This window comes from Pseudomonas sp. S2_A10, assembly GCF_054668465.1.
Window position 1 is genome coordinate 643,112 of the sequence record NZ_CP162773.1, and the last position, 25,178, is coordinate 668,289.

25 protein-coding genes are annotated in these 25,178 nt (G+C 60.3%); 14 read left to right on the forward strand and 11 right to left on the reverse strand.

Going from position 1 to position 25,178, the window contains the following annotated elements:
- Nucleotides 1-5 precede the first annotated feature (5 nt).
- From AB4N41_RS02885 to AB4N41_RS02900, 4 genes are all read left to right on the forward strand, one after another.
- On the forward strand, nucleotides 6-1,070 hold the full coding sequence (locus AB4N41_RS02885) for an imelysin family protein (protein WP_252876822.1): 1,065 nt from the start codon (nucleotides 6-8) through the stop codon (nucleotides 1,068-1,070).
- Between the two features lie 14 nt (nucleotides 1,071-1,084).
- The gene (locus tag AB4N41_RS02890; protein ID WP_056789981.1) at nucleotides 1,085-2,185 is read left to right on the forward strand and encodes a DUF1513 domain-containing protein; all 1,101 of its coding nucleotides are present in this window, start codon (nucleotides 1,085-1,087) and stop codon (nucleotides 2,183-2,185) included.
- A 255-nt stretch (nucleotides 2,186-2,440) separates the two neighbouring features.
- On the forward strand, nucleotides 2,441-3,589 hold the full coding sequence (locus AB4N41_RS02895; RefSeq protein WP_252876823.1) for an efflux RND transporter periplasmic adaptor subunit: 1,149 nt from the start codon (nucleotides 2,441-2,443) through the stop codon (nucleotides 3,587-3,589).
- Between the two features lie 13 nt (nucleotides 3,590-3,602).
- Nucleotides 3,603-6,629, forward strand: coding sequence for a multidrug efflux RND transporter permease subunit (locus AB4N41_RS02900; protein ID WP_236168287.1), 3,027 nt, complete (start codon nucleotides 3,603-3,605; stop codon nucleotides 6,627-6,629).
- Between the two features lie 177 nt (nucleotides 6,630-6,806).
- On the opposite strand, the gene AB4N41_RS02905 is transcribed toward AB4N41_RS02900, so the two are convergent.
- The 5 genes from AB4N41_RS02905 to colR form a co-directional block, all read right to left on the reverse strand.
- Nucleotides 6,807-7,034, reverse strand: coding sequence for a hypothetical protein (locus AB4N41_RS02905; protein ID WP_041479852.1), 228 nt, complete (start codon nucleotides 7,032-7,034; stop codon nucleotides 6,807-6,809).
- 2 nt (nucleotides 7,035-7,036) lie between these two features.
- Nucleotides 7,037-7,753: a lipopolysaccharide kinase InaA family protein gene (locus AB4N41_RS02910; RefSeq protein WP_252876824.1), complete on the reverse strand. Its 717-nt coding sequence runs from the start codon at nucleotides 7,751-7,753 to the stop codon at nucleotides 7,037-7,039.
- A 3-nt stretch (nucleotides 7,754-7,756) separates the two neighbouring features.
- Nucleotides 7,757-8,425: a class I SAM-dependent methyltransferase gene (locus tag AB4N41_RS02915; protein WP_041480029.1), complete on the reverse strand. Its 669-nt coding sequence runs from the start codon at nucleotides 8,423-8,425 to the stop codon at nucleotides 7,757-7,759.
- Nucleotides 8,426-8,574: 149 nt separating this feature from the next.
- The gene (locus tag AB4N41_RS02920) at nucleotides 8,575-9,858 is read right to left on the reverse strand and encodes a sensor histidine kinase (protein WP_041479854.1); all 1,284 of its coding nucleotides are present in this window, start codon (nucleotides 9,856-9,858) and stop codon (nucleotides 8,575-8,577) included.
- Nucleotides 9,848-10,531 carry a two-component system response regulator ColR gene (colR, locus tag AB4N41_RS02925; RefSeq protein ID WP_041479855.1) on the reverse strand — a complete coding sequence of 228 codons (684 nt, stop codon included), beginning with the start codon at nucleotides 10,529-10,531 and terminating at the stop codon, nucleotides 9,848-9,850. Before colR ends, AB4N41_RS02920 begins: the two co-directional genes overlap by 11 nt.
- A 207-nt stretch (nucleotides 10,532-10,738) precedes the next feature.
- Between colR and AB4N41_RS02930 the strand changes: the two genes are divergently transcribed.
- On the forward strand, nucleotides 10,739-11,482 hold the full coding sequence (locus AB4N41_RS02930; RefSeq protein WP_236168285.1) for a phosphatase PAP2 family protein: 744 nt from the start codon (nucleotides 10,739-10,741) through the stop codon (nucleotides 11,480-11,482).
- 189 nt (nucleotides 11,483-11,671) lie between these two features.
- Here AB4N41_RS02930 and groL read toward each other — a convergent pair whose 3' ends face one another.
- The 4 genes from groL to AB4N41_RS02950 form a co-directional block, all read right to left on the reverse strand.
- Nucleotides 11,672-13,318 (reverse strand): chaperonin GroEL, encoded by a 1,647-nt coding sequence (gene groL, locus AB4N41_RS02935; RefSeq protein ID WP_016773419.1) that lies wholly within the window; start codon nucleotides 13,316-13,318, stop codon nucleotides 11,672-11,674.
- A gap of 50 nt (nucleotides 13,319-13,368) precedes the next feature.
- Nucleotides 13,369-13,662, reverse strand: coding sequence for a co-chaperone GroES (locus tag AB4N41_RS02940; protein ID WP_007916610.1), 294 nt, complete (start codon nucleotides 13,660-13,662; stop codon nucleotides 13,369-13,371).
- 259 nt (nucleotides 13,663-13,921) lie between these two features.
- Entirely contained in the window at nucleotides 13,922-14,398 is a 477-nt protein-coding gene (locus AB4N41_RS02945; RefSeq protein ID WP_016773418.1) for an FxsA family protein, read from the reverse strand.
- Nucleotides 14,399-14,469: 71 nt separating this feature from the next.
- Nucleotides 14,470-15,195 (reverse strand): HugZ family pyridoxamine 5'-phosphate oxidase, encoded by a 726-nt coding sequence (locus tag AB4N41_RS02950; protein ID WP_122880719.1) that lies wholly within the window; start codon nucleotides 15,193-15,195, stop codon nucleotides 14,470-14,472.
- A 163-nt stretch (nucleotides 15,196-15,358) separates the two neighbouring features.
- On the opposite strand from AB4N41_RS02950, the gene AB4N41_RS02955 reads away from it, so the two are divergent.
- Entirely contained in the window at nucleotides 15,359-16,117 is a 759-nt protein-coding gene (locus AB4N41_RS02955) for an SDR family oxidoreductase (protein ID WP_053123391.1), read from the forward strand.
- A 132-nt stretch (nucleotides 16,118-16,249) separates the two neighbouring features.
- Here AB4N41_RS02955 and apbC read toward each other — a convergent pair whose 3' ends face one another.
- Nucleotides 16,250-17,344 (reverse strand): iron-sulfur cluster carrier protein ApbC, encoded by a 1,095-nt coding sequence (apbC, locus tag AB4N41_RS02960; protein ID WP_024014150.1) that lies wholly within the window; start codon nucleotides 17,342-17,344, stop codon nucleotides 16,250-16,252.
- 319 nt (nucleotides 17,345-17,663) lie between these two features.
- Here apbC and metG point away from each other — a divergent pair, with 319 nt between their 5' ends.
- From metG to AB4N41_RS03000, 8 genes are all read left to right on the forward strand, one after another.
- Nucleotides 17,664-19,715, forward strand: coding sequence for a methionine--tRNA ligase (gene metG / locus AB4N41_RS02965; RefSeq protein WP_252876825.1), 2,052 nt, complete (start codon nucleotides 17,664-17,666; stop codon nucleotides 19,713-19,715).
- Between the two features lie 114 nt (nucleotides 19,716-19,829).
- Nucleotides 19,830-20,399, forward strand: a complete 570-nt coding sequence (locus AB4N41_RS02970; protein WP_150637387.1) for an Rnf-Nqr domain containing protein — start codon at nucleotides 19,830-19,832, stop codon at nucleotides 20,397-20,399.
- Nucleotides 20,396-21,400 carry an electron transport complex subunit RsxB gene (gene rsxB, locus AB4N41_RS02975; RefSeq protein WP_252876826.1) on the forward strand — a complete coding sequence of 335 codons (1,005 nt, stop codon included), beginning with the start codon at nucleotides 20,396-20,398 and terminating at the stop codon, nucleotides 21,398-21,400. Before AB4N41_RS02970 ends, rsxB begins: the two co-directional genes overlap by 4 nt.
- Nucleotides 21,387-22,370, forward strand: coding sequence for an RnfABCDGE type electron transport complex subunit D (locus AB4N41_RS02980; protein ID WP_252876827.1), 984 nt, complete (start codon nucleotides 21,387-21,389; stop codon nucleotides 22,368-22,370). Before rsxB ends, AB4N41_RS02980 begins: the two co-directional genes overlap by 14 nt.
- Nucleotides 22,367-22,972, forward strand: a complete 606-nt coding sequence (locus AB4N41_RS02985) for an RnfABCDGE type electron transport complex subunit G (protein ID WP_252876828.1) — start codon at nucleotides 22,367-22,369, stop codon at nucleotides 22,970-22,972. Before AB4N41_RS02980 ends, AB4N41_RS02985 begins: the two co-directional genes overlap by 4 nt.
- Nucleotides 22,969-23,541 (forward strand): Rnf-Nqr domain containing protein, encoded by a 573-nt coding sequence (locus tag AB4N41_RS02990; RefSeq protein ID WP_252876829.1) that lies wholly within the window; start codon nucleotides 22,969-22,971, stop codon nucleotides 23,539-23,541. The genes AB4N41_RS02985 and AB4N41_RS02990 overlap by 4 nt, the downstream gene beginning before the upstream one ends.
- Complete coding sequence (nth, locus tag AB4N41_RS02995) at nucleotides 23,538-24,176, forward strand: endonuclease III (protein WP_016773410.1); 639 nt, start codon at nucleotides 23,538-23,540, stop codon at nucleotides 24,174-24,176. Before AB4N41_RS02990 ends, nth begins: the two co-directional genes overlap by 4 nt.
- Before the next feature lie 107 nt (nucleotides 24,177-24,283).
- The gene (locus AB4N41_RS03000; protein WP_041479865.1) at nucleotides 24,284-24,463 is read left to right on the forward strand and encodes a PA3496 family putative envelope integrity protein; all 180 of its coding nucleotides are present in this window, start codon (nucleotides 24,284-24,286) and stop codon (nucleotides 24,461-24,463) included.
- Nucleotides 24,464-24,551: 88 nt separating this feature from the next.
- Here AB4N41_RS03000 and AB4N41_RS03005 read toward each other — a convergent pair whose 3' ends face one another.
- Nucleotides 24,552-25,178: a response regulator transcription factor gene (locus AB4N41_RS03005; protein WP_016773408.1), complete on the reverse strand. Its 627-nt coding sequence runs from the start codon at nucleotides 25,176-25,178 to the stop codon at nucleotides 24,552-24,554.

Genomic DNA, 25,178 nt, shown 5'->3' on the forward strand with positions numbered 1-25,178 from the left:
CCGACATGTTCCGTCCCAAGTTACTGTTCACCAGCCTTGCCGCGCTCGCCCTCGGCGCCTGCTCGCCGCAGGACCCGCAAGCGGTCACTTCGGCGGCGATCGCCAAATCGGTGATCCTGCCGACCTACACTCGCTGGGTCGAAGCCGACCGGCAACTGGCGGTCAGCGCCCTCGCCTACTGCCAGGGCAAAGAGACCCTGGAAACCGCCCGTGCCGACTTCCTTCACGCGCAGAAAGCCTGGGCCGAGTTGCAACCGCTGTTGATCGGGCCGCTGGCCGAGGGCAATCGCTCGTGGCAAGTGCAGTTCTGGCCGGACAAGAAAAACCTCGTCGGCCGTCAGGTCGAGCAACTGGTCGTGGCCCAGCCGCAGATCGATGCCGCAGCGCTGGCCAAATCCAGCGTCGTGGTGCAGGGCCTGTCGGCTTACGAATACATCCTCTTCGACGCCAAGCCTGACGTCGCCAACGACGCGCAAAAAGCCAAATACTGCCCGCTGCTGATCGCCATCGGCGAACGCCAGAAGCAACTGGCGGAAGAAATCCTGCAGGGCTGGAACAACACCGACGGCATGCTCGCGCAGATGAGCAAGTTCCCTAACCAGCGCTACGCCGACTCCCACGAAGCGATCGCCGATCTGCTGCGCGTACAAGTGACGGCACTGGATACCCTGAAGAAAAAACTCGGCACGCCGATGGGCCGGCAAAGCAAAGGCGTGCCGCAGCCATTCCAGGCGGATGCGTGGCGCAGCCAGTCGTCGCTGTCGGCGTTGGAAGCCAGCCTTGCCGCAGCCAAAACCGTCTGGGAAGGCGTCGACAACAAAGGCCTGCGCGGTCTGCTGCCGGCCGAGCAGAAACCGTTGGCGGACAAGATCGACGCTGCTTATGCCGCCTCGCTTAAACTGTTCGACAGCACCCAGCGTTCGCTCGGCGAAATGCTCGAGGACGACGCCGGTCGACAGCAACTCAACGATATCTACGACAGCCTCAACGTCGTCCATCGCCTGCATGAAGGCGAGCTGGCCAAGGCGCTGGGCATCCAACTGGGCTTCAACGCCAACGACGGTGACTGATGAGGGCGAGTGCCATGCTGCGACGTCAGGTTCTGACTTTAGGTAGTGCACTGCTGGGAGCAGTGACGCTGGGCGGCTGGACGCTGTTCAAACGCAAGGATCAGAGCCCGCTGCTGCTGTCGGCGCGCGACGATACTGACGGCAAGCATTACGCCGTCGGCTATCGGCTCGACGGTACGCGAGTGTTCGCCACCCACGTCGGCCAGCGTTGTCACGACATCATCAATCATCCGACGCAGCCGCTGGCGCTGTTCGTCGCGCGGCGTCCGGGAACCGAGAGTTACCTGATCGACCTGCGCGACGGCAAGCTGCTGCAGACCGTGACCTCGCAGCCGGACCGGCACTTCTACGGCCACGCCGTGGTGCACAAGGACGGCGAATACCTGTACGCCACCGAGAATGACACGAGCGATCCCGGCCGTGGCCTGCTCGGCGTGTACAAGTTCGAAGGCGAACGGCTGGTGCACACGGGCGAGATTTCCACTCACGGTCTCGGCCCGCATCAGGTGTCCTGGATGCCCGACGGCGAGACGCTGGTAGTGGCCAACGGTGGGATTCGCACCGAGGCGGAAAGCCGCGTCGACATGAACCTTAACGCCATGGAACCGAGCCTGGTGTTGATGCAGCGCGACGGCACGTTGCTGAGCAAGGAAACCCTCGCCCAGCAGATGAACAGCGTCCGCCACCTGGGCATCGCCAGTGACGGCACCATCGTCGCCGGTCAGCAATTCATGGGGCCGTCCCACGAGCGTTCGGAGCTGTTGGCGATCAAGCGACCGGGACAAGCGTTCGTGGCGTTCCCGGTGGCCGAGCAGCAGTTGCAGGCGATGGGGCACTACACCGCCAGCGTCGCGGTGCACAGCGATCTGCGTCTGGTCGCGTTGACGGCGCCGCGCGGCAATCGTTTCTTTATCTGGGATCTGGACAGCGGCGAACTGCGCCTCGATGCGCCTTTGCCTGATTGCGCCGGCGTCGGTGCGGTAAAGGATGGCTTTGTCGTGACCTCGGGGCAGGGCCGTTGCCGTTACTACGATTGCCGCCAGGAACAACTGCTGGCCAAGCCGCTGGAATTGCCGGCGGGGCTCTGGGACAACCATCTTCATCTGATGGCCTGATACCCCCCATTTTTGAGACGGCCCCCCATCCTGTGGCGAGGGGATTTATCCCCGTTGGGTGGCGCAGCCGCCCTTAAAACTGCAATTGCGGTATGACTGAAGGATTCAGGGGGCCGCTTCGCAGCCCAACGGGGATAAATCCCCTCGCCACAGGGTTCATATCCGGCCTTCACGTAATAACTGCCAGTTGGAATCCCCACCTGACTCGGAGTAATGTGCCCGCCTGTCTCATGATTTATCCAAGGAAATGGAAATATGCTGCGTCGCCGCATGCTGATCATGTTGGGTGTTGTTTTGCTGATCGTCCTGGTACTGGGCGGATACAAAGCCTTTTCGATCTACACGATGATCCAGGGCTTTTCCAAGCCCAAGCCGCCGATCAGCGTCGCCGTGGCCACTGCCGGCGAACAGCCGTGGCAGATGCGCCTGCCCACCGTCGGCACGCTCAAGGCCCTGCAAGGTGTCGACTTGAGTCTGGAAGTCGCCGGCACCGTCACTGAACTCAAATTCGAATCCGGGCAGAAGGTCAAGGCCGGCCAACCGCTGCTGCAACTCGACAGCGCCGTCGAATCCGCCCTGCTGGAAACTGCCCGCGCCGACCTCGGCCTGGCGCAACTGGACTTCGGCCGTGGCGCGCAACTGGTCGACAGCCGCGCGATCTCCAAAGGCGAGTACGACCGCCTCTCCGCCGTGCTGCAAAAGAACAAGGCCACGGTCAATCAGCTCAACGCATCGCTGGCGAAAAAGCGCATCCTCGCGCCGTTCAGCGGCACCATCGGCATCCGCCAGGTCGACGTCGGCGACTACCTCGCCAGTGGCACCAAAATCGCCACGTTGCAGGACTTGAGCAGCCTCTACGCCGACTTCTACGTGCCCGAACAAGCGGTGCCGAAACTCGCTATCGGCCAGCCCGTGCAGTTCACTGTCGCCGCGTATCCGGGACAGAACTTTGCCGGCAAGATCAGCGCGATCAACCCGATCGTCGAAAGCACCACGCGTAATATTCTGGTCCGCGCCACCCTCGCCAACCCCGACGGCAAGCTGCTGCCGGGGATGTTCGCCAGCCTTGAAGTGCTGCTGCCAAATCCGCAGAAGCACATCGTCGTGCCGGAAAGCGCGATCACCTACACCCTGTACGGCAACTCGGTTTACGTGGTCGGGAAAAAGAAAGCCGAGGACGGCAGCGTCGCCAAGGATGACAACGGCCAACCGCTGCTGATTGCCGAGCGGCGCTTCGTCGAGACCGGCGAACGCCGCGATGGCCTGGTGATGATCAACAAGGGCGTGCAGAGCGGCGAACAAGTGGTGACGGCTGGCCAGATCAAACTGGACAACGGTGCCCCTATCGCCATCAGCGACGACAAGACCCTCGGCGAGCAGAACAGTCCGCCTCGCGCCGACTGATCAAGGAATCCCCATGGCTTTTACCGATCCGTTCATCCGCCGCCCGGTGCTCGCCACCGTGGTCAGCCTGCTGATTGTGCTGCTGGGCTTTCAGGCCTGGAGCAAGCTGCCGCTGCGCCAGTACCCGCAAATGGAAAACGCCCTGATCACGGTGACCACCGCTTATCCCGGGGCCAACGCCGAAACCATTCAGGGCTACATCACCCAGCCGATGCAACAGAGCCTGGCCAGCGCCGAAGGCATCGATTACATGACCTCGGTCAGCCGGCAGAACTTCTCGGTGATTTCGATCTACGCGCGCATCGGTGCCAACACCGACCGCTTGTTCACCGAACTGCTGGCCAAGGCCAACGAGGTAAAGAACAAGCTGCCGCAGGACGCCGAAGACCCGGTGCTGAGCAAGGAATCCGCCGACGCTTCGGCGCTGATGTACATCAGTTTCTTCAGCGAGGACCTGAGCAACCCGCAGATCACCGATTACCTGTCGCGGGTCATCCAGCCGAAACTGGCGACGCTGCCGGGCATGGCCGAAGCGGAAATTCTCGGCAACCAGGTGTTCGCCATGCGCCTGTGGCTCGACCCGGTGAAACTCGCCGGCTTCGGCCTCAGCGCCGCCGACGTGACCGCAGCGGTGCGCCAGTACAACTTCCTCTCCGCTGCCGGCGAAGTGAAAGGCGAGTACACCGTCACCAGCATCAACGCCAACACCGAACTGAAATCCGCCGAGGCCTTTTCGGCGATTCCGCTCAAGGTCGATGGGGACAGCCGCGTGCTGCTGCGTGATGTGGCGCGGGTGGAAATGGGCGCGGAAAACTACGATTCGATCAGCTCGTTCGGCGGCACGCCGTCGGTGTACATCGGCATCAAGGCCACCCCCGGCGCCAACCCGCTGGACGTGATCAAGGAAGTGCGCAAGCTGATGCCCGAGCTGGAAGCGCAGCTGCCGCCGAACCTGAAAAGCGAGATCGCCTACGACGCCACGCTGTTCATTCAGGCCTCGATCGATGAGGTGGTGAAGACCTTGTTCGAAGCGGTACTGATCGTCATCGTCGTGGTGTTCCTGTTCCTCGGCGCGTTGCGTTCGGTGGTGATCCCGGTGGTGACCATTCCGCTGTCGATGATCGGCGTGATGTTCTTCATGCAGATGATGGGTTACTCGATGAACCTGCTGACGCTGCTGGCGATGGTGCTGGCCATCGGTCTGGTGGTGGACGACGCGATCGTCGTGGTGGAAAACATCCACCGGCACATCGAGGAAGGCAAGACGCCGTTCGACGCAGCCCTGGAAGGCGCCCGGGAAATCGCCATGCCGGTGGTGTCGATGACCATCACCCTGGCGGCGGTGTATGCGCCGATCGGTTTTCTCACCGGGCTGACCGGAGCGCTGTTCAAGGAGTTCGCCCTGACCCTGGCCGGCGCGGTGGTGATCTCCGGCGTCGTCGCCCTGACGCTGTCGCCGATGATGTGCGCGTTTCTGCTGCGCCACGAAGAGAATCCCGGCGGCCTGGCCCATCGTCTCGACCGAGTCTTTGAAGGCCTCAAGCGCCGTTATCAAAGCATGCTGCATGGCACGCTGAATACTCGGCCGGTGGTGCTGGTGTTTGCGGTGATCGTGCTGTGCCTGATTCCGGTGTTTCTCAAGTTCACCAAGTCGGAACTGGCCCCGGACGAAGACCAGGGCATCATTTTCATGATGGCCAGCGCGCCGCAGCCGACCAACCTCGACTACCTGAGCACCTACACCGACGAATTCATCACCATCTTCAAGGAGTTTCCCGAGTACTACTCCTCGTTCCAGATCAACGGCTACAACGGCGTGCAGGCCGGTATCGGCGGCTTCCTGCTCAAGCCATGGAATGAGCGTAGCCGCACGCAGATGGAAATCCTTCCCGAGGTGCAGAGCAAACTGGAGAGCATTCCCGGCCTGCAGATCTTCGGTTTTAACCTGCCCTCCCTGCCCGGCACCGGTGAAGGCCTGCCCTTCGAATTCGTGATCAACACCGCCAATGACTACGAGCTGCTGCTGCAAGTCGCCGAGCGCATCGAGAAACGCGCCATGGAGTCGGGCAAGTTCGCCTTCGTCGACCTCGATCTGGCGTTCGACAAGCCGGAAGTAGTGGTCGATATCGACCGCGACAAGGCTGCGCAGATGGGCGTGTCGATGCTAGACCTCGGCAGCACGCTGGCGACCTTGCTCGGCGAGGCGGAGATCAACCGCTTCACCATCGACGGGCGCAGCTACAAGGTCATCGCCCAGGTCGAACGGGCCTACCGCGACAACCCGGACTGGCTGAACAATTACTACGTGAAAAACACCCAGGGCGAATTGCTGCCGCTGTCGACCTTGATCAAGGTCAGCGACCGCGCACGGCCGCGCCAGCTCAATCAGTTCCAGCAGCTCAACGCAGCGAAGATTTCCGGTTTCCCGCTGGTGAGCATGGGCGAAGCCATCGATACCGTGCAGCAGATTGCCCGCGAAGAAGCACCGGCCGGGTTTGCCTTCGATTACGGTGGTGCCTCGCGCCAGTACGTGCAGGAAGGCAGCGCATTGTGGGTCACGTTTGCCTTGGCGCTGGCGATCATCTTTCTGGTGCTGGCCGCACAGTTTGAAAGCTTCCGCGATCCGTTGGTGATTCTGGTCACCGTACCGCTGTCGATCTGCGGCGCGCTGATCCCGTTGTTCCTCGGCTGGTCGAGCATGAACATCTACACCCAGGTCGGGCTGGTGACGCTGATCGGCCTGATCAGCAAGCACGGCATCCTGATCGTCGAATTCGCCAACCAGTTGCGCAAGGACAAGGGCCTGAGCGCCCGTGACGCGGTGGAGGAAGCGGCAGCAATTCGCTTGCGCCCGGTGCTGATGACGACGGCGGCAATGGTGTTCGGTATGGTGCCGCTGATTCTGGCAACCGGCGCGGGCGCCGTGAGCCGCTTTGATATCGGCATGGTGATTGCCACGGGGATGTCGATTGGCACGTTGTTTACGCTGTTCGTGCTGCCGTGTGTTTATACCTTCCTTGCTAAGCCAGATGCCAGATAAGCACATTTCCCTGTGGGAGCGAGCCTGCTCGCGAATGCGGTATTTCAGTTGCATTGATGTCGACTGACACACCTTCGCGAGCAGGCTCGCTCCCACAGAGGACGATATGTATCTTGAAAGTTGTGGAATAAAAAAGGCCTCGCAATTGCGAGGCCTTTTATTTGGGCTTGAAGCGTGTCAACTGGCTGGCCTCATCCCTTGGGACAGTCCGAACATGAACAACAGCAGATCATGATCGGGCTGGGTTGCCACAGAGGCTTTCGCCACCCGTGGAACCGAACAATGAGCGTCGTTCCCGGACGCCCCTATGACCTGCATGCGCGGCTGCTCCCAGGCAGCCACCGCCAGTGAAGCAACTGCCAAGGCCCCGATCAGGAACAAACCTCGTGCAATTTCGAGTTTCATCGCTATAAACCTTTGATAGCGCTGCCAAACGCCGTCTCATAAAAGTAGACGAGTTTCTTCCAGTCGGCATCGCGGAACGACGAATGGCGACGCAGTTGCTTCATGTCATGCTGCGCGGCGCGATAGGGGGTCAGACGCTGGCGGCACTTCTCCAGATCGATCAACGCCACTTCAACCTTTGCCGCTTCGCCTTCGCCGGTGACCCGAACGAAAACGTGCTTGATGTAAATGCAGCTGTGCTGCCAGCGGCCCTTGTGCATGCGCGCCAGGTTCTCGGCGAGGTCCTTGAGGACTTTCTCGTAAACCACGTCGCCACACTGATCGCGACCACCGGCAGCGGCCAGCCAGTGTTCCAGTTCCTGGAAACCATCGAGCGATTTGGTGACAAGCAGCGCGCGCCATTTGTGCTGCGGATCCGGCTGGGCGCCGCAAAAGACGATCTGCGGTACGCGCACGCCGAGTTTGCTAACGCCAGTCAGGGCGTCGAGTTCACGCAATACGGTCGGGCGACCGAAGGGGTGCAACCAACTGCGATAGATGTGTCCGGTCTGGCGCTTGGCGTACAAAAGCTGCCCGTCACGGTCGACGATGCGCTGCACCCCGCTTTCGCCACCACGGCGCACATTGGGCTCTTCAACCCATTCGCCGCGCTGGTTCCAGTAATAATCGAAACGATCCTGGGGAGCGACATCCGCTTCAACCGCTGCTTGCACTGCCATCCTCTACCTCTTGCGTAATACGTAAACTCGCCACATCGCATAGAGCGGTATGAAGTCCAGTTGTTCCTGAATGCGGAAACCCGCCTGTTCAAATTCTTTCTCGATCGTCGCCGCCGGAATCAGAAACCGATTCTGGTAATCATGACTTGGCCGATCCCGCTCGGCACGCTTGCGCTTCCAGGCCTTGAAATTGCCGTCGACCCACAACGAAACAATCACGCTGTCGCGGGTCACCCGCTCGAACTCGCGCAGGATCACCCGGCGGTGCTCGGCCTCGCCGATGTGGTGCAACAGACGCATGCAAAAGATGCTGTCGACCGAGTTATCCGGCAGAGCGATATCGAATGCCGAGGTGTGCAGCGGTTGTACACGCTTGACCACCTCGGCCGGTTGTCCCTGCATCGCGGTCTTGATCATCGACTCGGAATTGTCCGCGCCGATGATCACCCGGTTGGGTTTCTCCGCGAGCATTGGCCAGAAACGCCCGGCACCGCAGGGCAGATCCAGCACCAGCCCGGGATCTCCCGCCAGCGCCAAGGCCTTGCGACCGACTTGCTCATCGCGCAGGTGCGACAGGCGGCGACCAAGGCTTTGCTGGTGCTTGCGCAGATATCGTTGTGCGTGTTGGTCGTCGTACTTTTCGGAAAAATCGAGCTTGATCGGGCCGGCCATCATCTGGACTCCTGTTCTGATGACGCCACCTTAAACAGCGGCGTGTCAGCGTCAGGTCATCCAATTGTGAAAAATCTGTCAGGTAAATCCGTAAATTATTACAACGTTATACAGGATTCAGACAGGTGTACGGGAGTAGCCTCGAGCCACTATTTGCTGGCATTCACGCCAAGATCTACCTCGAATCGGCAGCCATTGGGGTCCATCGTGCTCAAGCTGACCGTCCAGCCCTGGTTTTCGCAGATACGCTGCACCAGCGACAAACCCAGGCCCAGCCCTTCGCCACGCTTCTCGCTGCCGCGCACAAATGGCTCGAACATCGCCTCGCGTTTTTCCTCGGGAATGCCCACGCCCGAATCCTCAACGACGAAACCGTTGGCGGTGAGCGTCAGGCGAATGAAACCCTGTTCGGTGTAATGCAGTGCGTTACGCAAAAGGTTACCCATCACCGCGTTCAGCAAGGTCGCGTTGTAGCGAGTATCCGCTGGTGTGCCCGGCTCGAATATCAGTGTCAGCCCCTTGCGCTCGATCGGCTCACGCCACAGGCACAGCAGGCTCTCGGCCACTTGTGTGAGGTTCTGCTGGGGCGCCGCTGCGGCCTCTTCGTTCTGCGTGCGCGCCAGCATCAGGAAGGTCTGTACCAGTTCGCGCATCTCCTCGCTGGCCCGGGCAATGCGCTCGACCTGGGCGCGACCGCGCTGATCGATTCCGGGGTTTTCCAGCAGCAGTTCGCAGGAACTGGCCAGGACCATCAGCGGCGTGCGCAATTCATGGCTGACGTCGCTGGTGAACAGACGTTCGCGGGTCAGTGCCTGACGCAAGCGCCCCAGGGTGGCATCGAACGCCACCGCCAGTTCACCGACTTCATCCGCCGCGTAGTCCGGCGCCAAGGGTGGCGCCAGCCCGAGCAGCTGGTCGCGATGCCGGACCTGCCGCGCCAGGCGCACCACCGGCGCCATCACCTTGCGCGCGAGCACCCAGCCGAGAAATACCGCCAAGGCCAGACTGAGCACGAAGCCCACCAGCACCACCGCAAACAGCACGCGCTCGCGCTCTTCGAAATCGCTTTGGTCCTGCAACAGCACGTAGCGTCGACCATCCACCACTTCGACCATGGCGTGATAGGACAGCTGCTCGCGAAAGACCTCATGGAAACCGGCATCGAGGTGACGCAGATCCTTGGGCAGGTCGAAATCACCCGGCCCGCCACTGAAGTAGAACAACTGATCCGGCTCGGGCCGATGGCTCCAGTCGGAGACATTGTCCATCAGCAGCAAACGTTGCAGGTCGCCGCCCAGCCCTGCGGAAATCAGTTTCTCTTCCACCAGGTGCACCGTCGCAACGATGCCCATGGCGAAAGCGCCGGCGACCAGTGCGCTCATCAGCGCAAAGGCGATGATGATCCGCTGGGAAAGACTCTGCTTAAACTCCATCTCGCCCCTCGGCCAAGCGATAACCGACACCGTGCACGGTGTGCAGCAGTGGCTTGGCGAATGGCTTGTCGATCACCTGGCGCAATTGGTGGACATGGCTGCGCAGGCTGTCGCTGTCCGGGCAGTCATCGCCCCACAGCGCTTCTTCAAGAATCTCCCGACGCAGCACGTGCGGGCTCTTCTGCATCAACACCGCGAGCAGCTTGAGGCCGACCGGGTTGAGCTTGAGCAGCTTGCCTTCGCGGGTCACTTCCAGGGTGTCGAGGTCGTAGCTCAGGTCACCGACCTGCAACGCCCGGCGACCGCCGCCCTGAGCACGGCGCATGACCGCTTCGACGCGGGCCGCTAGCTCGGACAGCGCAAACGGTTTGATCAGGTAATCGTCGGCGCCGGACTTGAAGCCTTGCAGCCGGTCGTCGAGTTGATCACGGGCGGTCAGCATGATCACCGGCGTGTCACGCCGGGCGTCTTCGCGCAGGCGTTTGCACAAGGTGTAGCCGTCGATGCCAGGCAGCATGATGTCAAGCACGATCAGATCGTAATGCTCGGTCGCCGCCAGATGCAGACCGGACAAGCCGTCTTGTGCGCAATCGACGGTATAGCCCTTGAGGCCCAGGTAATCGGCCAGATTGGCCAGGATGTCACGGTTGTCTTCGACCAGCAGAATTCGCATGGACATCTCCTCCGAACGGGGTAACGGCCGTCTTGGCCCGCGCAGCTTACGGCCAAGAGCGGCTGAGGGCTAGGGGCGTTTTTCGATAAACCTGCGCTGCGCGCTGCGACGTTTTTTTCACTTTCGGTTAACAAATCGCCGACGCCAGCGCGCGCAGACTCCGCGCGATTACGCTCTCTCCTCCGTTCATCGACCAAGGAACCTGCCATGGTGTCGACCTCTGCCCTTCCCGCTTCAAGACCGCTGAACTGGTGGTTGTGTCTGGGCATTCCCGCAGCGGCGGCGATCATTCTGCTGTTGCTCGAACTGACCGATCTGGACATGGTTCTGGCGCAAATGTTCTACGACCCGGTCGCGGGGGATTTCATCGGGCGGCACAGCTATGTGCTTGAAGACATCCTGCATGACCGGGCAAAACAGCTGGTGATCGGCTTCTCGGTGTTTGCCATTCTGGGTTTCATCGGCGCGTTTTTTATTTCGAGGCTGAAACCGTTCAAGCGCGAACTGGGCTGCCTGGTGCTGTCGCTGGGGCTGGCGACTTCATTTGTCACTCCGGTCAAAGCCGTCACCGCTGTGCAGTGCCCATGGAGCCTGGAGCAATTCGGCGGCCACGAGACCTACAGCAAACTCATGGAACATCGCCCCGCCACGGACAAGCCGGGACGTTGCTGGCCGGGTGGCCATGCGGCGACCGGGTTCACCCTGTTTGCACTGTTCTTCGTGCTGCGCGACCGCCGCCCGCGACTGGCGCGGCAGGCGTTTGTGTTCGCCTTTGCACTGGGCTCGGTGTTCTCGATCAGCCGCATGATGCAGGGCGCGCACTTCTTCTCGCACAACGTGTGGACGGCGATTTTCTGCTGGCTGATTTGCCTGGGGGCTTATTACTGGGTGCTGTATCGCCCGGCTGGCAAGACTTCGACGGCGATGAACACACAGCCGATCAATGCCTGAAATAAAGCACCTGTGGGAGCGAGCCTGCTCGCGAATTGTCGGCTCAACTGGATTGCATGTCGGATGACAGACCGCTTTCGCGAGCAGGCTCGCTCCCACAGGGGCTACCAGTGAGCTTCGAAATCCGGGTAATAAAAAACCCCGCTGACTTTCGCCAGCGGGGTTTTGCATTACAGGGCCAGGGCTGGCTTACATCATGCCGCCCATGCCACCCATGCCGCCCATGTCTGGCATACCGCCGCCAGCTGCACCTTCTTTCTTCGGTGCGTCGGCAACCGCTGCTTCGGTGGTCAGGATCAGACCGCCGATCGAGGCTGCAGCTTGCAGAGCCGAACGGGTTACCTTGGTTGGGTCCAGGATGCCCATTTCGATCATGTCGCCGTATTCGCCGGAAGCAGCGTTGTAACCGAAGTTACCTTTGCCGTTCTTCACTTCGTTGACGACTACGCTTGGCTCGTCACCGGAGTTGGCAGCGATCTGACGCAGCGGCGCTTCAACAGCGCGACGCAGCACAGCGATACCGACGTTCTGGTCAGCGTTGTCGCCGGTCAGCTCGGTCAGTGCTTCCAGAGCACGGATCAGCGCCACGCCACCGCCAGGTACCACGCCTTCTTCAACGGCTGCGCGGGTTGCGTGCAGGGCGTCTTCAACGCGGGCTTTCTTCTCTTTCATTTCAACTTCGGAACCAGCGCCAACCTTGATCACTGCAACGCCGCCGGACAGCTTGGCCAGACGCTCTTGCAGTTTTTCACGGTCGTAGTCCGAGGAAGTTTCGGCAACCTGGGCGCGGATCTGGGCGATACGGCCTTCGATGTCTGCCTGCACGCCAGCACCGTCAACGATGATGGTGTTTTCCTTGGACAGGGTTACGCGCTTGGCGTTACCCAGGTGCTCCAGGGTGGTGCTTTCCAGGCTCAGACCGATCTCTTCGGAGATAACGGTACCGCCGGTCAGAACAGCGATGTCCTGCAGCATGGCCTTGCGACGGTCGCCGAAGCCCGGTGCCTTGACGGCAGCGACTTTGACGATGCCACGCATGTTGTTCACAACCAGAGTCGCCAGGGCTTCGCCTTCAACGTCTTCGGCCACGATCAGCAGCGGGCGGCCGGCTTTGGCAACGGCTTCCAGCACTGGCAGCATTTCGCGGATGTTCGAGATCTTCTTGTCGACCAGCAGGATCAGCGGGCCGTCGAGCTCGGCAACCATGGTGTCCGGCTTGTTGACGAAGTATGGCGACAGGTAGCCACGGTCGAACTGCATGCCTTCTACAACCGACAGTTCGTTTTCCAGGCCCGAGCCTTCTTCAACGGTGATCACGCCTTCTTTACCGACTTTTTCCATGGCTTCGGCAATGATGTCGCCGATGGAGTTGTCGGAGTTGGCCGAGATGGTGCCTACCTGAGCGATGGCTTTGAAGTCAGCGCATGGCTTGGACAGGGCTTTGAGCTCTTTGACAATGGCGATGGTCGCCTTGTCGATGCCGCGCTTCAGGTCCATCGGGTTCATGCCGGCAGCGACGGCTTTCAGGCCTTCGTTGACGATCGACTGAGCCAGAACGGTAGCGGTGGTAGTACCGTCACCAGCGTCATCGTTGGCACGGGAGGCAACGTCTTTGACCAGCTGCGCGCCCATGTTTTCGAAGCGGTCATCCAGTTCGATTTCTTTGGCGACGGAAACGCCGTCCTTGGTGATGGTCGGAGCGCCGAAGCTCTTCTCGATAACCACGTTACGGCCTTTCGGGCCCAGGGTCGCTTTTACCGCGTCAGCCAGAACGTTGACGCCTTTGAGCATCTTGGTGCGGGCGGCATCGCCGAACTTAACTTCTTTAGCAGCCATGATCGATATTCCTTAAATACTTTGTAGTAGCGGGAAAATGAACGGGGATATCAGCCTTCGATAACCGCGAGGATTTCGTTCTCGCTCATTACCAGCAGGTCTTCGCCATCGACTTTCACAGTGTTGCTGCCGGAGTAAGGACCGAACACAACCTTGTCGCCTTCCTTCACGGACAGTGCACGCACTTCACCGTTTTCCAGAGCTTTGCCCGGGCCTACAGCGAGAATCACACCGTGGTTGGCTTTTTCAGCAGCCGAACCTGGCAGGACGATACCGCCAGCGGTTTTCTTTTCTTCTTCGCTGCGACGGATGACGACGCGGTCATGCAGAGGACGAAGCTTCATTGTCGATCTCTCCTAATTGTGGTTTTCATCGGCCGGTGTAGTCCCGGCGGGTTTAACGAATCCGGCCTGCGCCGGTTGCGGTCCGTCGAGCGAACCGCGCAAGTCTGTCCGGTTTGAAAACCGGAAACCTTTCGGTGACCGATACATAGGGGCGTACAAGCCGATTACAAGGGCTGGCGGAAAAAATTTTTCATCGCCACCCAGTAAAAAAGCGCCATAAACGAGCACGGCACCCGAGGGTGCCGTGTCGATGCTGATATCACTTGTTGTCGCGGTGTTCGAACTCGCCTTCGATCACATTCGGCTCTCGACCGAGCGGCTCGCGCGGGGCCGGGCCGCCACGGGGTTGCAGGTCGTCGGCGAAGGCGCGCTGACGCATGGCCTGATCTTCGGCGCGCTGGCGCATCTTGTTCGCCAGCAGACGACGGGTGACCGGCAACAGCATCACCAGACCGACGACGTCACTGATGAAGCCGGGAATGATCAACAGGCCACCAGCCAGCGCCAGCATCAGGCCTTCGAGCATGGTCTGCGCGGGCAACTCGCCGCGATTCAGGCTTTCCCGGGCACGCAATGCGGTGGCCAGACCGGCGACGCGCAGCACGAACACACCGAACATCGAGCCGAGAATGATCAGCAGCAGGGCCGGGAAGAACCCGATAGAGCCTGCCACTTTGACGAATACGAACAGCTCCAGCACTGGAAACAGCAGAAAGAGCAACAGAAAAGGGCGCATCAAAGTTTCCTCAACGCAAGAAATGCCTTGCAGTAAGCCCTAGATGACGTCGCCCTTGCGTGAATTCAAGCTTAACTTTGCGCTTTTTTCGGCCAGGACTGGGCGTGAGCCAGAGAAACCAAGGCCTCGCGCACTTGTGTCGGCGTATTACATGGCGCCGCGAAGGGCAACCAGTAGACGGCCTGACCGATGCGCAGGTGCATGCCCTCGCTGTCGATGCCGGCCAGTTGCGCCGGCACACTGTTCGGCAGCCCGGCCAGCTCGACGTAATGGGCGATGGCCTTGGCATGATCGCTGTTCATGTGCTCGACCATGCTGATTTCAGCCTTGCCGGCGAACGGGTTGGCCAAGGTCAGATCGTCGATCCAGTGGATCGCACCAAAGCCGCCGATGTAGCGATGGCGCACCGGATCGAGCACCCAGAAGTCGAAGTCGTGGGCCTGGTGATAATTCTGCGAGTCGGGGAAATAGCGGTAGTAGCGTTCGGCGGCAGCCTCAATCGCTGCCGGTTCTGCGAGCTTCTGCGCTTCGGCCAGATAAGTCAGCCGCCCGACCGCCTGCACATCGTCGGCCTCGCGCTCGCCCACCAGCATCGAACACTTCGGATCTTTCTGCAGGTTATGCGTGTGCTGGGCGATGCGGCTGATCAGGATCAGCGGCCGGCCCTGCTCGTCCAGGCAATACGGCACAACCGAGCCAAAGGGAAAACCCGGCATCGATTTGGAGTGGGTCGACAGCACTCCTCGGTATTCCTTGAGAAGCAATTCTCGGGCATTCTTCGCCACTTCAGCGCTCAATTTGTGACTCCTTAAATGGGTTCCGTCTAGAAAACGGACAGGCGCGCAGCGAAAAGTAACCGGCGCGCATCGGGCAAATGTTCGTGTGCTACCAGGCCTGACCGGTGCCGATCGAGCGTTGCCGACAACAAAAACAACTCAGACCTGCCAGCGGGACATGCGAATGCAACTCAACGACAAAGTAATCATTATCACCGGCGGTTGCCAGGGTTTGGGCCGTTCCATGGCCGAGTATTTCGCCGGCAAGGGCGCGAAGCTGGCCCTGGTCGATCTGAATCAGGAAAAACTCGACGACGCCGTGGCCGCCTGCAAAGCCAAAGGTGTCGAAGCGCGCAGCTACCTGTGCAACGTCGCCAATGAAGAACAGGTCGAGCACATGGTCGCGCAAGTGGCCGCAGACTTCGGCGCCATCCACGGCCTGATCAACAACGCAGGCATTTTGCGCGATGGTCTGCTGTTGAAGGTCAAGGACGGTGAGATGACCAAGATGAGCCTGGCCCAGTGGCAGGCGGTGATCGACGTCAACCTGACCGGCGTGTTCCTCTGCACCCGTGAAGTCGCGGCGAAGATGGTCGAGCTGAAGAACAGCGGCGCGATCATCAATATTTCCTCGATCTCCCGCGCAGGCAACGTCGGCCAGACCAACTATTCCGCAGCCAAGGCCGGCGTCGCAGCGGCGACCGTGACCTGGGCGAAGGAGCTGGCGCGTTACGGCATTCGCGTCGCGGGCATCGCACCGGGCTTCATCGAAACCGAAATGACTTTGGGCATGAAACCGGAAGCGCTGGAGAAGATGACGTCGGGGATTCCGCTCAAGCGCATGGGCAAGCCCGAAGAGATTGCCCATTCGGCGGCGTATATCTTCGAGAACGACTACTACACCGGGCGGATTCTGGAGATGGATGGCGGGTTGCGTATCTAAGTCCCATTACACAAGCCAATGTGGGAGCGAGCCTGCTCGCGAAGGCGTCGTATCAGGCAACTGATGAGCTGGATGACACACCGCTTTCGCGAGCAGGCTCGCTCCCACAGGTTTTTCAGCGCTGCCGATGGATCAATCGTCGCTGATGGTGATGTTCGGCATCGCCGGTGTCGCCGCTTCCTGCAACACGATCCGCGCGCCGACGTGGCGGGCCAGTTCCTGATAGACCATGGCGATCTGGCTGTCCGGCTCGGCGATCACGGTTGGCTTGCCGCCATCGGCCTGTTCGCGGATCAGCATCGACAGCGGCAGCGAGGCCAGCAGTTCGACGCCGTACTGGGTCGCCAGTTTCTCGCCACCACCTTCACCGAACAGATGCTCGGCATGCCCGCAGTTCGAGCAGATGTGCACGGCCATGTTTTCCACCACGCCCAGCACCGGAATGTTGACCTTGCGGAACATTTCCACGCCTTTGCGTGCGTCGAGCAGTGCCAGATCCTGCGGCGTGGTGACGATCACCGCACCCGCCACCGGGACTTTCTGCGCCAGGGTCAGCTGGATGTCGCCGGTGCCTGGTGGCATGTCGATGACCAGATAATCCAGATCGCCCCACGCGGTTTGCGTGACCAGTTGCAGCAGCGCCCCGGAAACCATCGGCCCGCGCCAGACCATCGGCGTGTTGTCGTCGGTCAGGAAGGCCATCGACATGACTTCCACGCCGTGAGCCTTGAGCGGCACGAACCACTTCTGATCCTTGACCTCGGGCCGGGTGCGCTCGGGAATGCCGAACATGATGCCCTGGCTCGGGCCGTAGATATCGGCGTCGAGGATGCCGACCTTGGCACCTTCCCGGGCCAGCGCCAGCGCGAGGTTGGCAGCGGTGGTGGATTTGCCCACGCCGCCCTTGCCGGAAGCGACGGCGACGACGTTCTTGACGTTGGCCAGCCCCGGAATCTGAGCCTGGGCCTTGTGCGCGGCGATCACGCTGGTGACCTCGACACGGGCGATGACCACGCCGTCGAGGTTTTCGATGGCCAGTTGCAGCAATTGCGCCCAACCGCTCTTGAACAGTCCGGCGGCGTAGCCGATTTCCAGCTGCACATTGACGCGGTCACCGATGATCTCGATGTTTTTCACGCAACCGGCGCTGACCGGGTCCTGGTTGAGGTAAGGGTCGGTGTATTGGCTGAGGACGGCTTCCACCGCTGCGCGAGTGACGGCGCTCATGGGCAACTCCGATAACAAGACTGGAAAGAATGGCGGCTATCGTACGCTGGACACCGATTTGAGGCGAACAGATTACTTGCGCTGAAAAGCCACCGTGGTGAGGGGATTTATCCCCGTTGGGCTGCGCAGCACTCGTAAAGCCATTGCACTCGGACTGTCTGATGCATCGAAGTTTGTGGTTTTGGGGCGGCTTCGCCACCCAGCGGGGATAAATCCCCTCGCCACAAGAACACTCAAAGTACCCAGTGGCGCAGGGGTGAAAAATATGCGCCGGCGCTTTATAGTGGCCGACCTCCGTTTCATCAAGTAGCGAAGCCCCATGTCCGAGCCACGCAAGATCCTCGTCACCAGCGCCCTGCCCTACGCCAATGGTTCGATTCACCTTGGCCACATGCTGGAATACATCCAGACCGATATGTGGGTGCGCTTCCAGAAGCATCGCGGCAACCAATGCATTTATGTCTGCGCCGACGACGCCCACGGTTCGGCGATCATGCTGCGCGCAGAAAAGGAAGGCATCACCCCGGAACAACTGATCGCCAACGTGCAGGCTGAACACAGCGCCGACTTTGCCGACTTCCTTGTCGATTTCGACAATTTCCACTCCACTCACGCCGAAGAAAACCGTGAGCTGTCGAGCCAGATCTACCTCAAGCTGCGTGACGCCGGGCACATCGCCCAGCGCTCGATCACGCAGTATTTCGACCCGGAAAAGAAAATGTTCCTGGCCGACCGCTTCATCAAGGGCACCTGCCCGAAATGCGGCACTGAAGACCAGTACGGTGACAACTGCGAAAAATGCGGTGCGACCTACGCGCCGACCGATCTGAAGGATCCGAAGTCGGCCATCTCCGGCGCCACCCCGGTGCTCAAGGATTCCCAGCACTTCTTCTTCAAGCTGCCGGATTTCCAGGAAATGCTTCAGGCCTGGACTCGCAGCGGCACCCTGCAGGACGCCGTGGCCAACAAGATCGCCGAATGGCTGGATGCCGGCCTGCAGCAGTGGGACATCTCGCGCGATGCGCCGTACTTCGGCTTCGAGATCCCGGACGAGCCGGGCAAGTATTTCTATGTGTGGCTGGATGCGCCGATCGGTTACATGGCCAGCTTCAAGAACCTCTGCAACCGTACGCCGGAGCTGGACTTCGACGCGTTCTGGGGCGAGGACTCGACCGCCGAGCTGTATCATTTCATCGGCAAGGACATCGTCAATTTCCACGCGCTGTTCTGGCCAGCCATGCTCGAAGGCGCCGGCTACCGCAAGCCGACCGGCATCAACGTGCACGGCTACCTGACCGTCAACGGCCAGAAAATGTCCAAGTCGCGCGGCACCTTCATCAAGGCCCGCACTTATCTGGATCATCTGTCGCCGGAATACCTGCGCTACTACTACGCGGCCAAGCTTGGCCGTGGCGTCGACGACCTCGACCTGAACCTCGAAGACTTCGTGCAGAAGGTCAACTCCGACCTGGTCGGCAAAGTGGTCAACATCGCCAGCCGTTGCGCCGGGTTTATCCACAAGGGCAACGGCGGCCTGCTGGTCGGCAACAATGCCGCGCCGGAGCTGACCGAGGCTTTCCTCGCCGCCGCGCCGAGCATTGCCGACGCCTACGAGGCCCGCGACTTCGCCCGCGCCATGCGTGAAACCATGGCCCTGGCTGACCGTGCCAACGCCTGGATCGCCGACAAGGCGCCGTGGTCGCTGAACAAGCAGGAAGGCAAGCAGGATGAAGTCCAAGCGATCTGCGCCACCGGCATCAACCTGTTCCGCCAGTTGGTGATCTTCCTCAAACCGGTACTGCCGCTGCTGGCCGCAGATGCCGAGGCGTTCCTCAACGTCGCGCCGCTGACCTGGAATGACCACACCACCCTGCTGGCTAATCACCAGCTCAACGAATTCAAGCCGTTGATGACCCGCATCGACCCGGTAAAAGTGCAAGCCATGACCGACGCATCGAAAGAAGACCTGACCGCCAGCCAGACCGACACTGGCGAAGCCAAGCCTGCGGGCAACGGCGAACTGGCCAAGGATCCGCTGTCGCCGGAAATCGATTTCGACGCCTTTGCCGCCATCGATTTGCGCGTCGCTTTGATCGTCAAGGCCGAACACGTCGAAGGCGCCGACAAGCTGCTGCGCCTGACCCTCGACATCGGTGACGAGCAACGCAACGTGTTCTCCGGGATCAAGAGCGCCTACCCGGACCCGTCCAAGCTCGACGGTCGCCTGACCATGATGATCGCCAACCTCAAGCCACGGAAAATGAAGTTCGGTATTTCCGAAGGCATGGTGATGGCGGCGGGCCCTGGTGGTGAAGAGATTTACCTGCTGAGCCCGGACAGCGGCGCCAAGCCGGGTCAGCGCATCAAGTAAGAGGTTGCCGTAAAACGATCCCACCGACGTGCTCTGCATGCCGGTGGGATTTTTCATATCTGGCCCGATAGTGCCTACCCTTAAGAGACACCCGCCCGTTTCGCTGGCAGAACCATGACCGAACTCGTGTTAACGCTGATCAGTGCTGCGCTGCTCAACAACTTCGTGTTGCACTGGCCGCTGGGCGTCGCTCCGCTGCTGGCGGGCAGCCGACGCCAGGTCCATGCGCTGGGGTTGGCGACGTTGTGCCTGATGGTGGTGGTCGGCGTTATCGGTCAGGCGATCTGGCAGTGGATATTGGTGCCGTTGCAGCTTGAAGCGCTGCGCCTGTTCGTGTTTCTGCCATTGAGTGTGTTGTTGATCGCGCCGCTGCTGAAACTGCTGGCGCGCGGCCTGCCCGATTGGCCGTTCGCTGGATTGTGGCCGCTGCTGCTGGGCAATGCCGGGGTACTCGGGCTGGCCTTGATCAATGCGCAAAACGATCATGGCCTGCTGCACGCGACAGCTTTGAGTCTGGGTGCAGGGCTGGGTTTCTGGCTGGTGCTGAGCGTGTTCTGCGACCTGCGCGAGCGCACGGTCGACAACGATATTCCCCTGCCCTTTCGCGGCCTGCCGATCGATCTGATCAGCGCCGGACTGGTCGCAGTGATTTTTCTCGGATTCAGTGGATTGATCAAAACATGAGTCTGATTCAACGCATCGATGCCCTGCTGCCGCAGACCCAATGCGGCAAGTGCGGCCATCCCGGATGCAAACCGTATGCGCAAGGCATTGTTGACGGCGAGCCGATCAACAAGTGCCCGCCGGGCGGCGAGGAGACCATCGTCGCCCTGGCCGAGCTGTTGAAAATACCGGTCCTGGAACTGGACATCAGCCGTGGCCCGGCACCGCCGCAAATCGCCTTTATCCGCGAGGCCGAATGCATCGGCTGCACCAAGTGCATTCAGGCGTGCCCGGTCGACGCCATCGTCGGCGCGGCAAAACTCATGCACACGGTGCTGATCGACGAGTGCACCGGTTGTGATCTGTGCGTTGCGCCGTGCCCGGTTGACTGCATAGAAATGCATCCTTTGCCTGCGAACACGATCCCAGTGGTTGGCGGTCTCGCATTCGATCTCGAAGAACAGCGCGCCCGCGCTGAAAAGCGTGACCATGCGCGCCAGCGTTTCGAGCGCCGCAACCAGCGCTTGCTGCATGAAGAACAGCAAAAGCAGGCTGAACGTGAAGCGCGAGCCGCGCGTGCGGCACAACCGCAAGTATCGACCGCCGACCCGATGCAGGCTGCGCTGGAGCGGGTGCGTGCACAAAAAGCCGCGAACGCTGATGCGGCGCTGAAGAAGGCCAAGGTCGATGTGGCGATGAGTCGAGCGCAACTGCACAAATCGCTGAAAGCCTTCGGTCACCCGCCGACGTTCGAGCAGCAGTCGCAATTGATCGTCCTGCAGCAACAATTCGAAGCCGCCGAGCAGGCGCTGGCGAATCTGGAAAGCAGCCAAACGGTGATTCCCGCCGTTCCCGCAACTACCAACGACGCCGAACTGAAGCGAGCCAAGATCCAGTTGGCCATGCGCCGCGCCGAGTTGAAAAAGGCTCAGGCAGCGGAGGCTGCGCCGGAGCAGATCGCAGCACTGGAGCAAGCCGTGAGTGACGCCGAGCGCCGGGTGCAAGACCATGCCGCCCCTTGAGCCAGTGGACGATCGCCTGCAACAGGCGATGAACACCGTGCTGCTGGCCGCTGTGCCGGGTCTGCTCGCTTTATTCTGGCTGTATGGCTGGGGCGTGTTGATCAACCTTTCCCTGGCGGTTGTCAGTGCTTTGCTCGTCGAAGCGGGCGTCGCCTGTCTGCGTCGGCAAGCGGTGCAAGCGGCAATGCTTGATGGCAGCGCGCTGGTCAGTGCGATGTTGCTGACCGCCGCGCTGCCGGCTTATTGCCCTTGGTGGCTGACGGTCATTGCGACCGCTTCAGGTCTGTTGTTCGGCAAACATCTGTATGGCGGCGTCGGCAAAAACCCGTTCAACCCGGCGATGCTTGGCTTTGTCCTGAGCATGGTGCTGTTCCCGCAAGCGATGACCCATTGGCCCGCTCATGGCCTGGACTTTCTTGCGGCGCTGCAACAGGTTTTCAGTCCAGCGCAGGCGCCGGACGCGTGGGTGCAAGCCACGGCACTGGACAGTCTGCGCATCAATAAAAGCCTGACCATGCAGGAGCTGTTCGCCAGCAACCCGGCCTTCGGCCGCTTCGGCGGGCGCGGTGTGGAATGGGTGAATCTGGCGTTTCTGCTCGGCGGCCTATGGCTGTTGCAGCGGCGGATGTTTTCCTGGCACGCACCGGTGGGCATGCTCGCCAGTCTGTTCGTCATCAGCCTATTGTGCTGGAACGGCTCTGGGTCGGATTCCCATGGTTCGCCGCTGTTTCACCTGCTCAGCGGCGCGACCATGCTCGGTGCATTTTTTATTGTGACCGAGCCGGTGTCCGGCGCGAAAAGCGCCCTTGCCCGCCTGCTGTTCGGTGTTGGCGTCGGCCTGCTGACTTATCTGATTCGCACGTGGGGTGGTTACCCGGACGGCGTCGCGTTTGCGGTATTGCTGATGAATCTTCTGGTGCCGGCACTCGAACGCTTCGCCCTCAGCCGCCAGTCGAAGGTGAACGCGTGAACCGCTCAGCGAGTGTCGCGACGGTGGTGCTGCTGGCACTCGTTGGCATGAGTGCGACATACGTGTTGCAGCGCAGCAGTGCACCGCAGATTGCCAGCGAGCAGCGCTTGCTCGACAGCCGCAAATTGCTTGATGTCATGCCTGCCGCGCTCTACGACAATCAGCCGCTGGAGCTACCGCTGACGCTCGCCGAGCCTGCTTTGCGCCATAGCACGCTGTCAGGCGGCTATCGAGCGACCCGCTCCGGTCAGACAGTTGCGGTGCTGTTGCGCAGTCGCAGTGAAGGTTACGCAGGTACTCTGGAACTGCTGATTGCCATTGATGCTAATGGCAAACTTTTAGGCGTGAAAACCCTTGAGCAGCGCGAAACGCCAGGATTGGGTGGTTACATCGGTGCATGGCCGAATGCCTGGCTTCAGGCCTTCATCGGCAAATCCCGTACTGAGCCCACAGACGCCGGCTGGGCGCTGAAAAAGGATCAGGGGCAGTTCGATCAGATCGCTGGCGCGACCATTACCTCCCGTGCCGCCATTGACGTAATTCATGACGCACTGCGTTATTTCGATGAGCATCGGGCGCTGCTGTTGGGGACTGGCCCATGAAGCGCACGGTGAATTTATTGATGCTGGTGCCCCTACTGGGCGCCACACCAACATTCAGCGCTGCCCTGGGGATAACCTTGATGCTCAGCGCGGTACTCGGTGTATTTGCCGTCTGCATGTCGCCGCTGCGCGAGCGCCTCACGGGCACCCGTGCATTGCTCGCCAGCCTGATAATCGCCGCGACGTTGACCAGTTGCGCGGATATTGTGGCGCAACGCTGGTTTTTGCCATGGCAGCAGACGTCTGAGCTCTACATAGGGCTGATCGCCTTGCACTGCGTCGTGTTTGAATACCACGGTGCCTTCCGCGAGCCCGTCGCTGTCAGCTTCAAACGCTGCGCAATGTTCGGCGCGCTCATGCTGGTAGTCGGCGGGCTGCGCGAGATCATCGGTTGTGGCAGCCTTGGCCGAGGCCTTTCGGGGCATTGGCCAGGTCTGGTTTTGTTCCCCGAAGGGCTGCGTCTGATTACGCTGGTTCCCGGCGCTTTCGTTTTACTGGGCCTGCTTCTCGCCGCCCGTCAGGCGTGGACACGCCGCAATTCTGTCATCAAGGAAACGCATCGCCCATGAATGCTGCAAAACGTCTTGAGATATTTCGCCGACTGCACGAAGACAATCCCGAGCCGAAAACCGAACTGGCCTACTCTTCGCCGTTCGAGCTGCTGATTGCGGTGATTCTTTCGGCGCAGTCCACCGATGTCGGCGTCAACAAGGCGACTGCCAAACTCTTTCCCGTCGCCAATACACCCGCCGCGATTCATGCGCTGGGTGTCGAGGGGCTGTCCGAGTACATCAAGACCATCGGCCTCTACAACAGCAAGGCGAAAAACGTCATCGAAACCTGCCGTCTGCTGGTTGAGCGTCATGGCGGTGAAGTCCCGCAAACCCGGGAAGAACTGGAAGCCTTGCCGGGCGTCGGGCGCAAGACCGCCAACGTGGTGCTCAACACCGCTTTCCGTCAATTGACCATGGCGGTCGACACGCACATTTTCCGCGTCAGCAATCGCACCGGCATCGCGCCGGGGAAAAATGTGGTGGAAGTAGAAATGAAGTTGATGAAGTTTGTACCGAAAGAATTCCTGCTCGACTCTCATCACTGGCTGATTTTGCACGGCCGTTATGTTTGCCTGGCGCGTAAACCGCGCTGCGGCAGCTGCCGCATCGAAGATCTATGCGAATACAAACATAAAACTTCTGACGATTGAGCGGTCATCGGTTTTTCGCATCCATCGATTGAAAAAATCTTTTTTACCCGCCGCAGTAATGTCGATATAAGGAGCGCCAAAGGCAGTCTTAGCCGGGAGTTGACTTCATGAGTACCGACACAGAGCAACTGGATGTAGAAGAGGATCTTATTGCCACCGACGCCGATGAGGTCGAACCGGTGGTTGAAGTGGCCAAGACCAACCTTAGCAAGCGTCGCACAATCGACAACCTGCTTGAGGAGCGCCGACTGCAAAGGCAATTGGCCGACTACGATTATGATCTGTGATATCTGAAGGCCTCCCTAGACGGAGGCTTTTCATTTTCTGCGACAACCGAGCTTGATCGGCCCATGACGTTCTCAGCTGTCGAATCGTTCAAACCAGGCCGTTGCGCTGCGCCAGCTCGATCAGATCAACCAGAGAGCGCGCATTGAGTTTCAGCAACAGGCGAGTCTTGTAGGTACTCACAGTCTTGTTGCTTAAAAACATGCCATCGGCGATTTCCTTGTTGGTCTTGCCGCGCGCCAACTGCTGCAACACCATCATTTCCCGCCCGGACAGACGATCAACCATGTCCGCTTCACTCGCATTGCCCAGACTGGTGCGCACGGTGTGCAGCGCCTGATTGGGAAAATAACTGTAGCCGGACAGTACTGCCTTGATCGCACTGAGCAATTCGGTCAGATCCTGCTGTTTGCACACGTAGCCCGCTGCGCCCGATTGCATGCAACGCATTGAAAAATGCCCGGGAGCCTGGGAAGTCAGCACCAGCACTTTCACCGGCATGGCAGTGGAGGTCAGGCGCGCAATAACTTCCAGCCCGTCGAGTTTGGGTATTCCAATATCCAGGATGACAAGATCGGGTATTTGTTCACGAGCAATTTGTAGTGCATCAACGCCATTATCCGTTTCTGCAATGACTTCGTAGCCATGCCGTTCCATCAGCATACGTACCGCAAGTCGAATGACGGGGTGGTCATCCACGATCAGCACTTTATTCAT

What these genes read in the sequence shown, in the direction of transcription:
- AB4N41_RS02905 (WP_041479852.1), bottom strand. Translation starts at nt 7,034, where the DNA reads ATGAAACTCGAAATTGCACGAGGTTTGTTCCTGATCGGGGCCTTGGCA.
- AB4N41_RS02900 (WP_236168287.1), top strand. Translation starts at nt 3,603, where the DNA reads ATGGCTTTTACCGATCCGTTCATCCGCCGCCCGGTGCTCGCCACCGTG.
- AB4N41_RS02955 (WP_053123391.1), top strand. Translation starts at nt 15,359, where the DNA reads ATGCAACTCAACGACAAAGTAATCATTATCACCGGCGGTTGCCAGGGT.
- AB4N41_RS02885 (WP_252876822.1), top strand. Translation starts at nt 6, where the DNA reads ATGTTCCGTCCCAAGTTACTGTTCACCAGCCTTGCCGCGCTCGCCCTC.
- AB4N41_RS02980 (WP_252876827.1), top strand. Translation starts at nt 21,387, where the DNA reads ATGCCGCCCCTTGAGCCAGTGGACGATCGCCTGCAACAGGCGATGAAC.
- metG (WP_252876825.1), top strand. Translation starts at nt 17,664, where the DNA reads ATGTCCGAGCCACGCAAGATCCTCGTCACCAGCGCCCTGCCCTACGCC.
- AB4N41_RS02910 (WP_252876824.1), bottom strand. Translation starts at nt 7,753, where the DNA reads ATGGCAGTGCAAGCAGCGGTTGAAGCGGATGTCGCTCCCCAGGATCGT.
- AB4N41_RS02920 (WP_041479854.1), bottom strand. Translation starts at nt 9,858, where the DNA reads ATGGAGTTTAAGCAGAGTCTTTCCCAGCGGATCATCATCGCCTTTGCG.
- apbC (WP_024014150.1), bottom strand. Translation starts at nt 17,344, where the DNA reads ATGAGCGCCGTCACTCGCGCAGCGGTGGAAGCCGTCCTCAGCCAATAC.
- AB4N41_RS02990 (WP_252876829.1), top strand. Translation starts at nt 22,969, where the DNA reads ATGAAGCGCACGGTGAATTTATTGATGCTGGTGCCCCTACTGGGCGCC.
- AB4N41_RS02970 (WP_150637387.1), top strand. Translation starts at nt 19,830, where the DNA reads ATGACCGAACTCGTGTTAACGCTGATCAGTGCTGCGCTGCTCAACAAC.
- AB4N41_RS02890 (WP_056789981.1), top strand. Translation starts at nt 1,085, where the DNA reads ATGCTGCGACGTCAGGTTCTGACTTTAGGTAGTGCACTGCTGGGAGCA.
- AB4N41_RS02915 (WP_041480029.1), bottom strand. Translation starts at nt 8,425, where the DNA reads ATGGCCGGCCCGATCAAGCTCGATTTTTCCGAAAAGTACGACGACCAA.
- AB4N41_RS02930 (WP_236168285.1), top strand. Translation starts at nt 10,739, where the DNA reads ATGGTGTCGACCTCTGCCCTTCCCGCTTCAAGACCGCTGAACTGGTGG.
- AB4N41_RS03005 (WP_016773408.1), bottom strand. Translation starts at nt 25,178, where the DNA reads ATGAATAAAGTGCTGATCGTGGATGACCACCCCGTCATTCGACTTGCG.
- AB4N41_RS03000 (WP_041479865.1), top strand. Translation starts at nt 24,284, where the DNA reads ATGAGTACCGACACAGAGCAACTGGATGTAGAAGAGGATCTTATTGCC.
- AB4N41_RS02895 (WP_252876823.1), top strand. Translation starts at nt 2,441, where the DNA reads ATGCTGCGTCGCCGCATGCTGATCATGTTGGGTGTTGTTTTGCTGATC.
- AB4N41_RS02940 (WP_007916610.1), bottom strand. Translation starts at nt 13,662, where the DNA reads ATGAAGCTTCGTCCTCTGCATGACCGCGTCGTCATCCGTCGCAGCGAA.
- rsxB (WP_252876826.1), top strand. Translation starts at nt 20,396, where the DNA reads ATGAGTCTGATTCAACGCATCGATGCCCTGCTGCCGCAGACCCAATGC.
- colR (WP_041479855.1), bottom strand. Translation starts at nt 10,531, where the DNA reads ATGCGAATTCTGCTGGTCGAAGACAACCGTGACATCCTGGCCAATCTG.
- nth (WP_016773410.1), top strand. Translation starts at nt 23,538, where the DNA reads ATGAATGCTGCAAAACGTCTTGAGATATTTCGCCGACTGCACGAAGAC.
- groL (WP_016773419.1), bottom strand. Translation starts at nt 13,318, where the DNA reads ATGGCTGCTAAAGAAGTTAAGTTCGGCGATGCCGCCCGCACCAAGATG.
- AB4N41_RS02945 (WP_016773418.1), bottom strand. Translation starts at nt 14,398, where the DNA reads ATGCGCCCTTTTCTGTTGCTCTTTCTGCTGTTTCCAGTGCTGGAGCTG.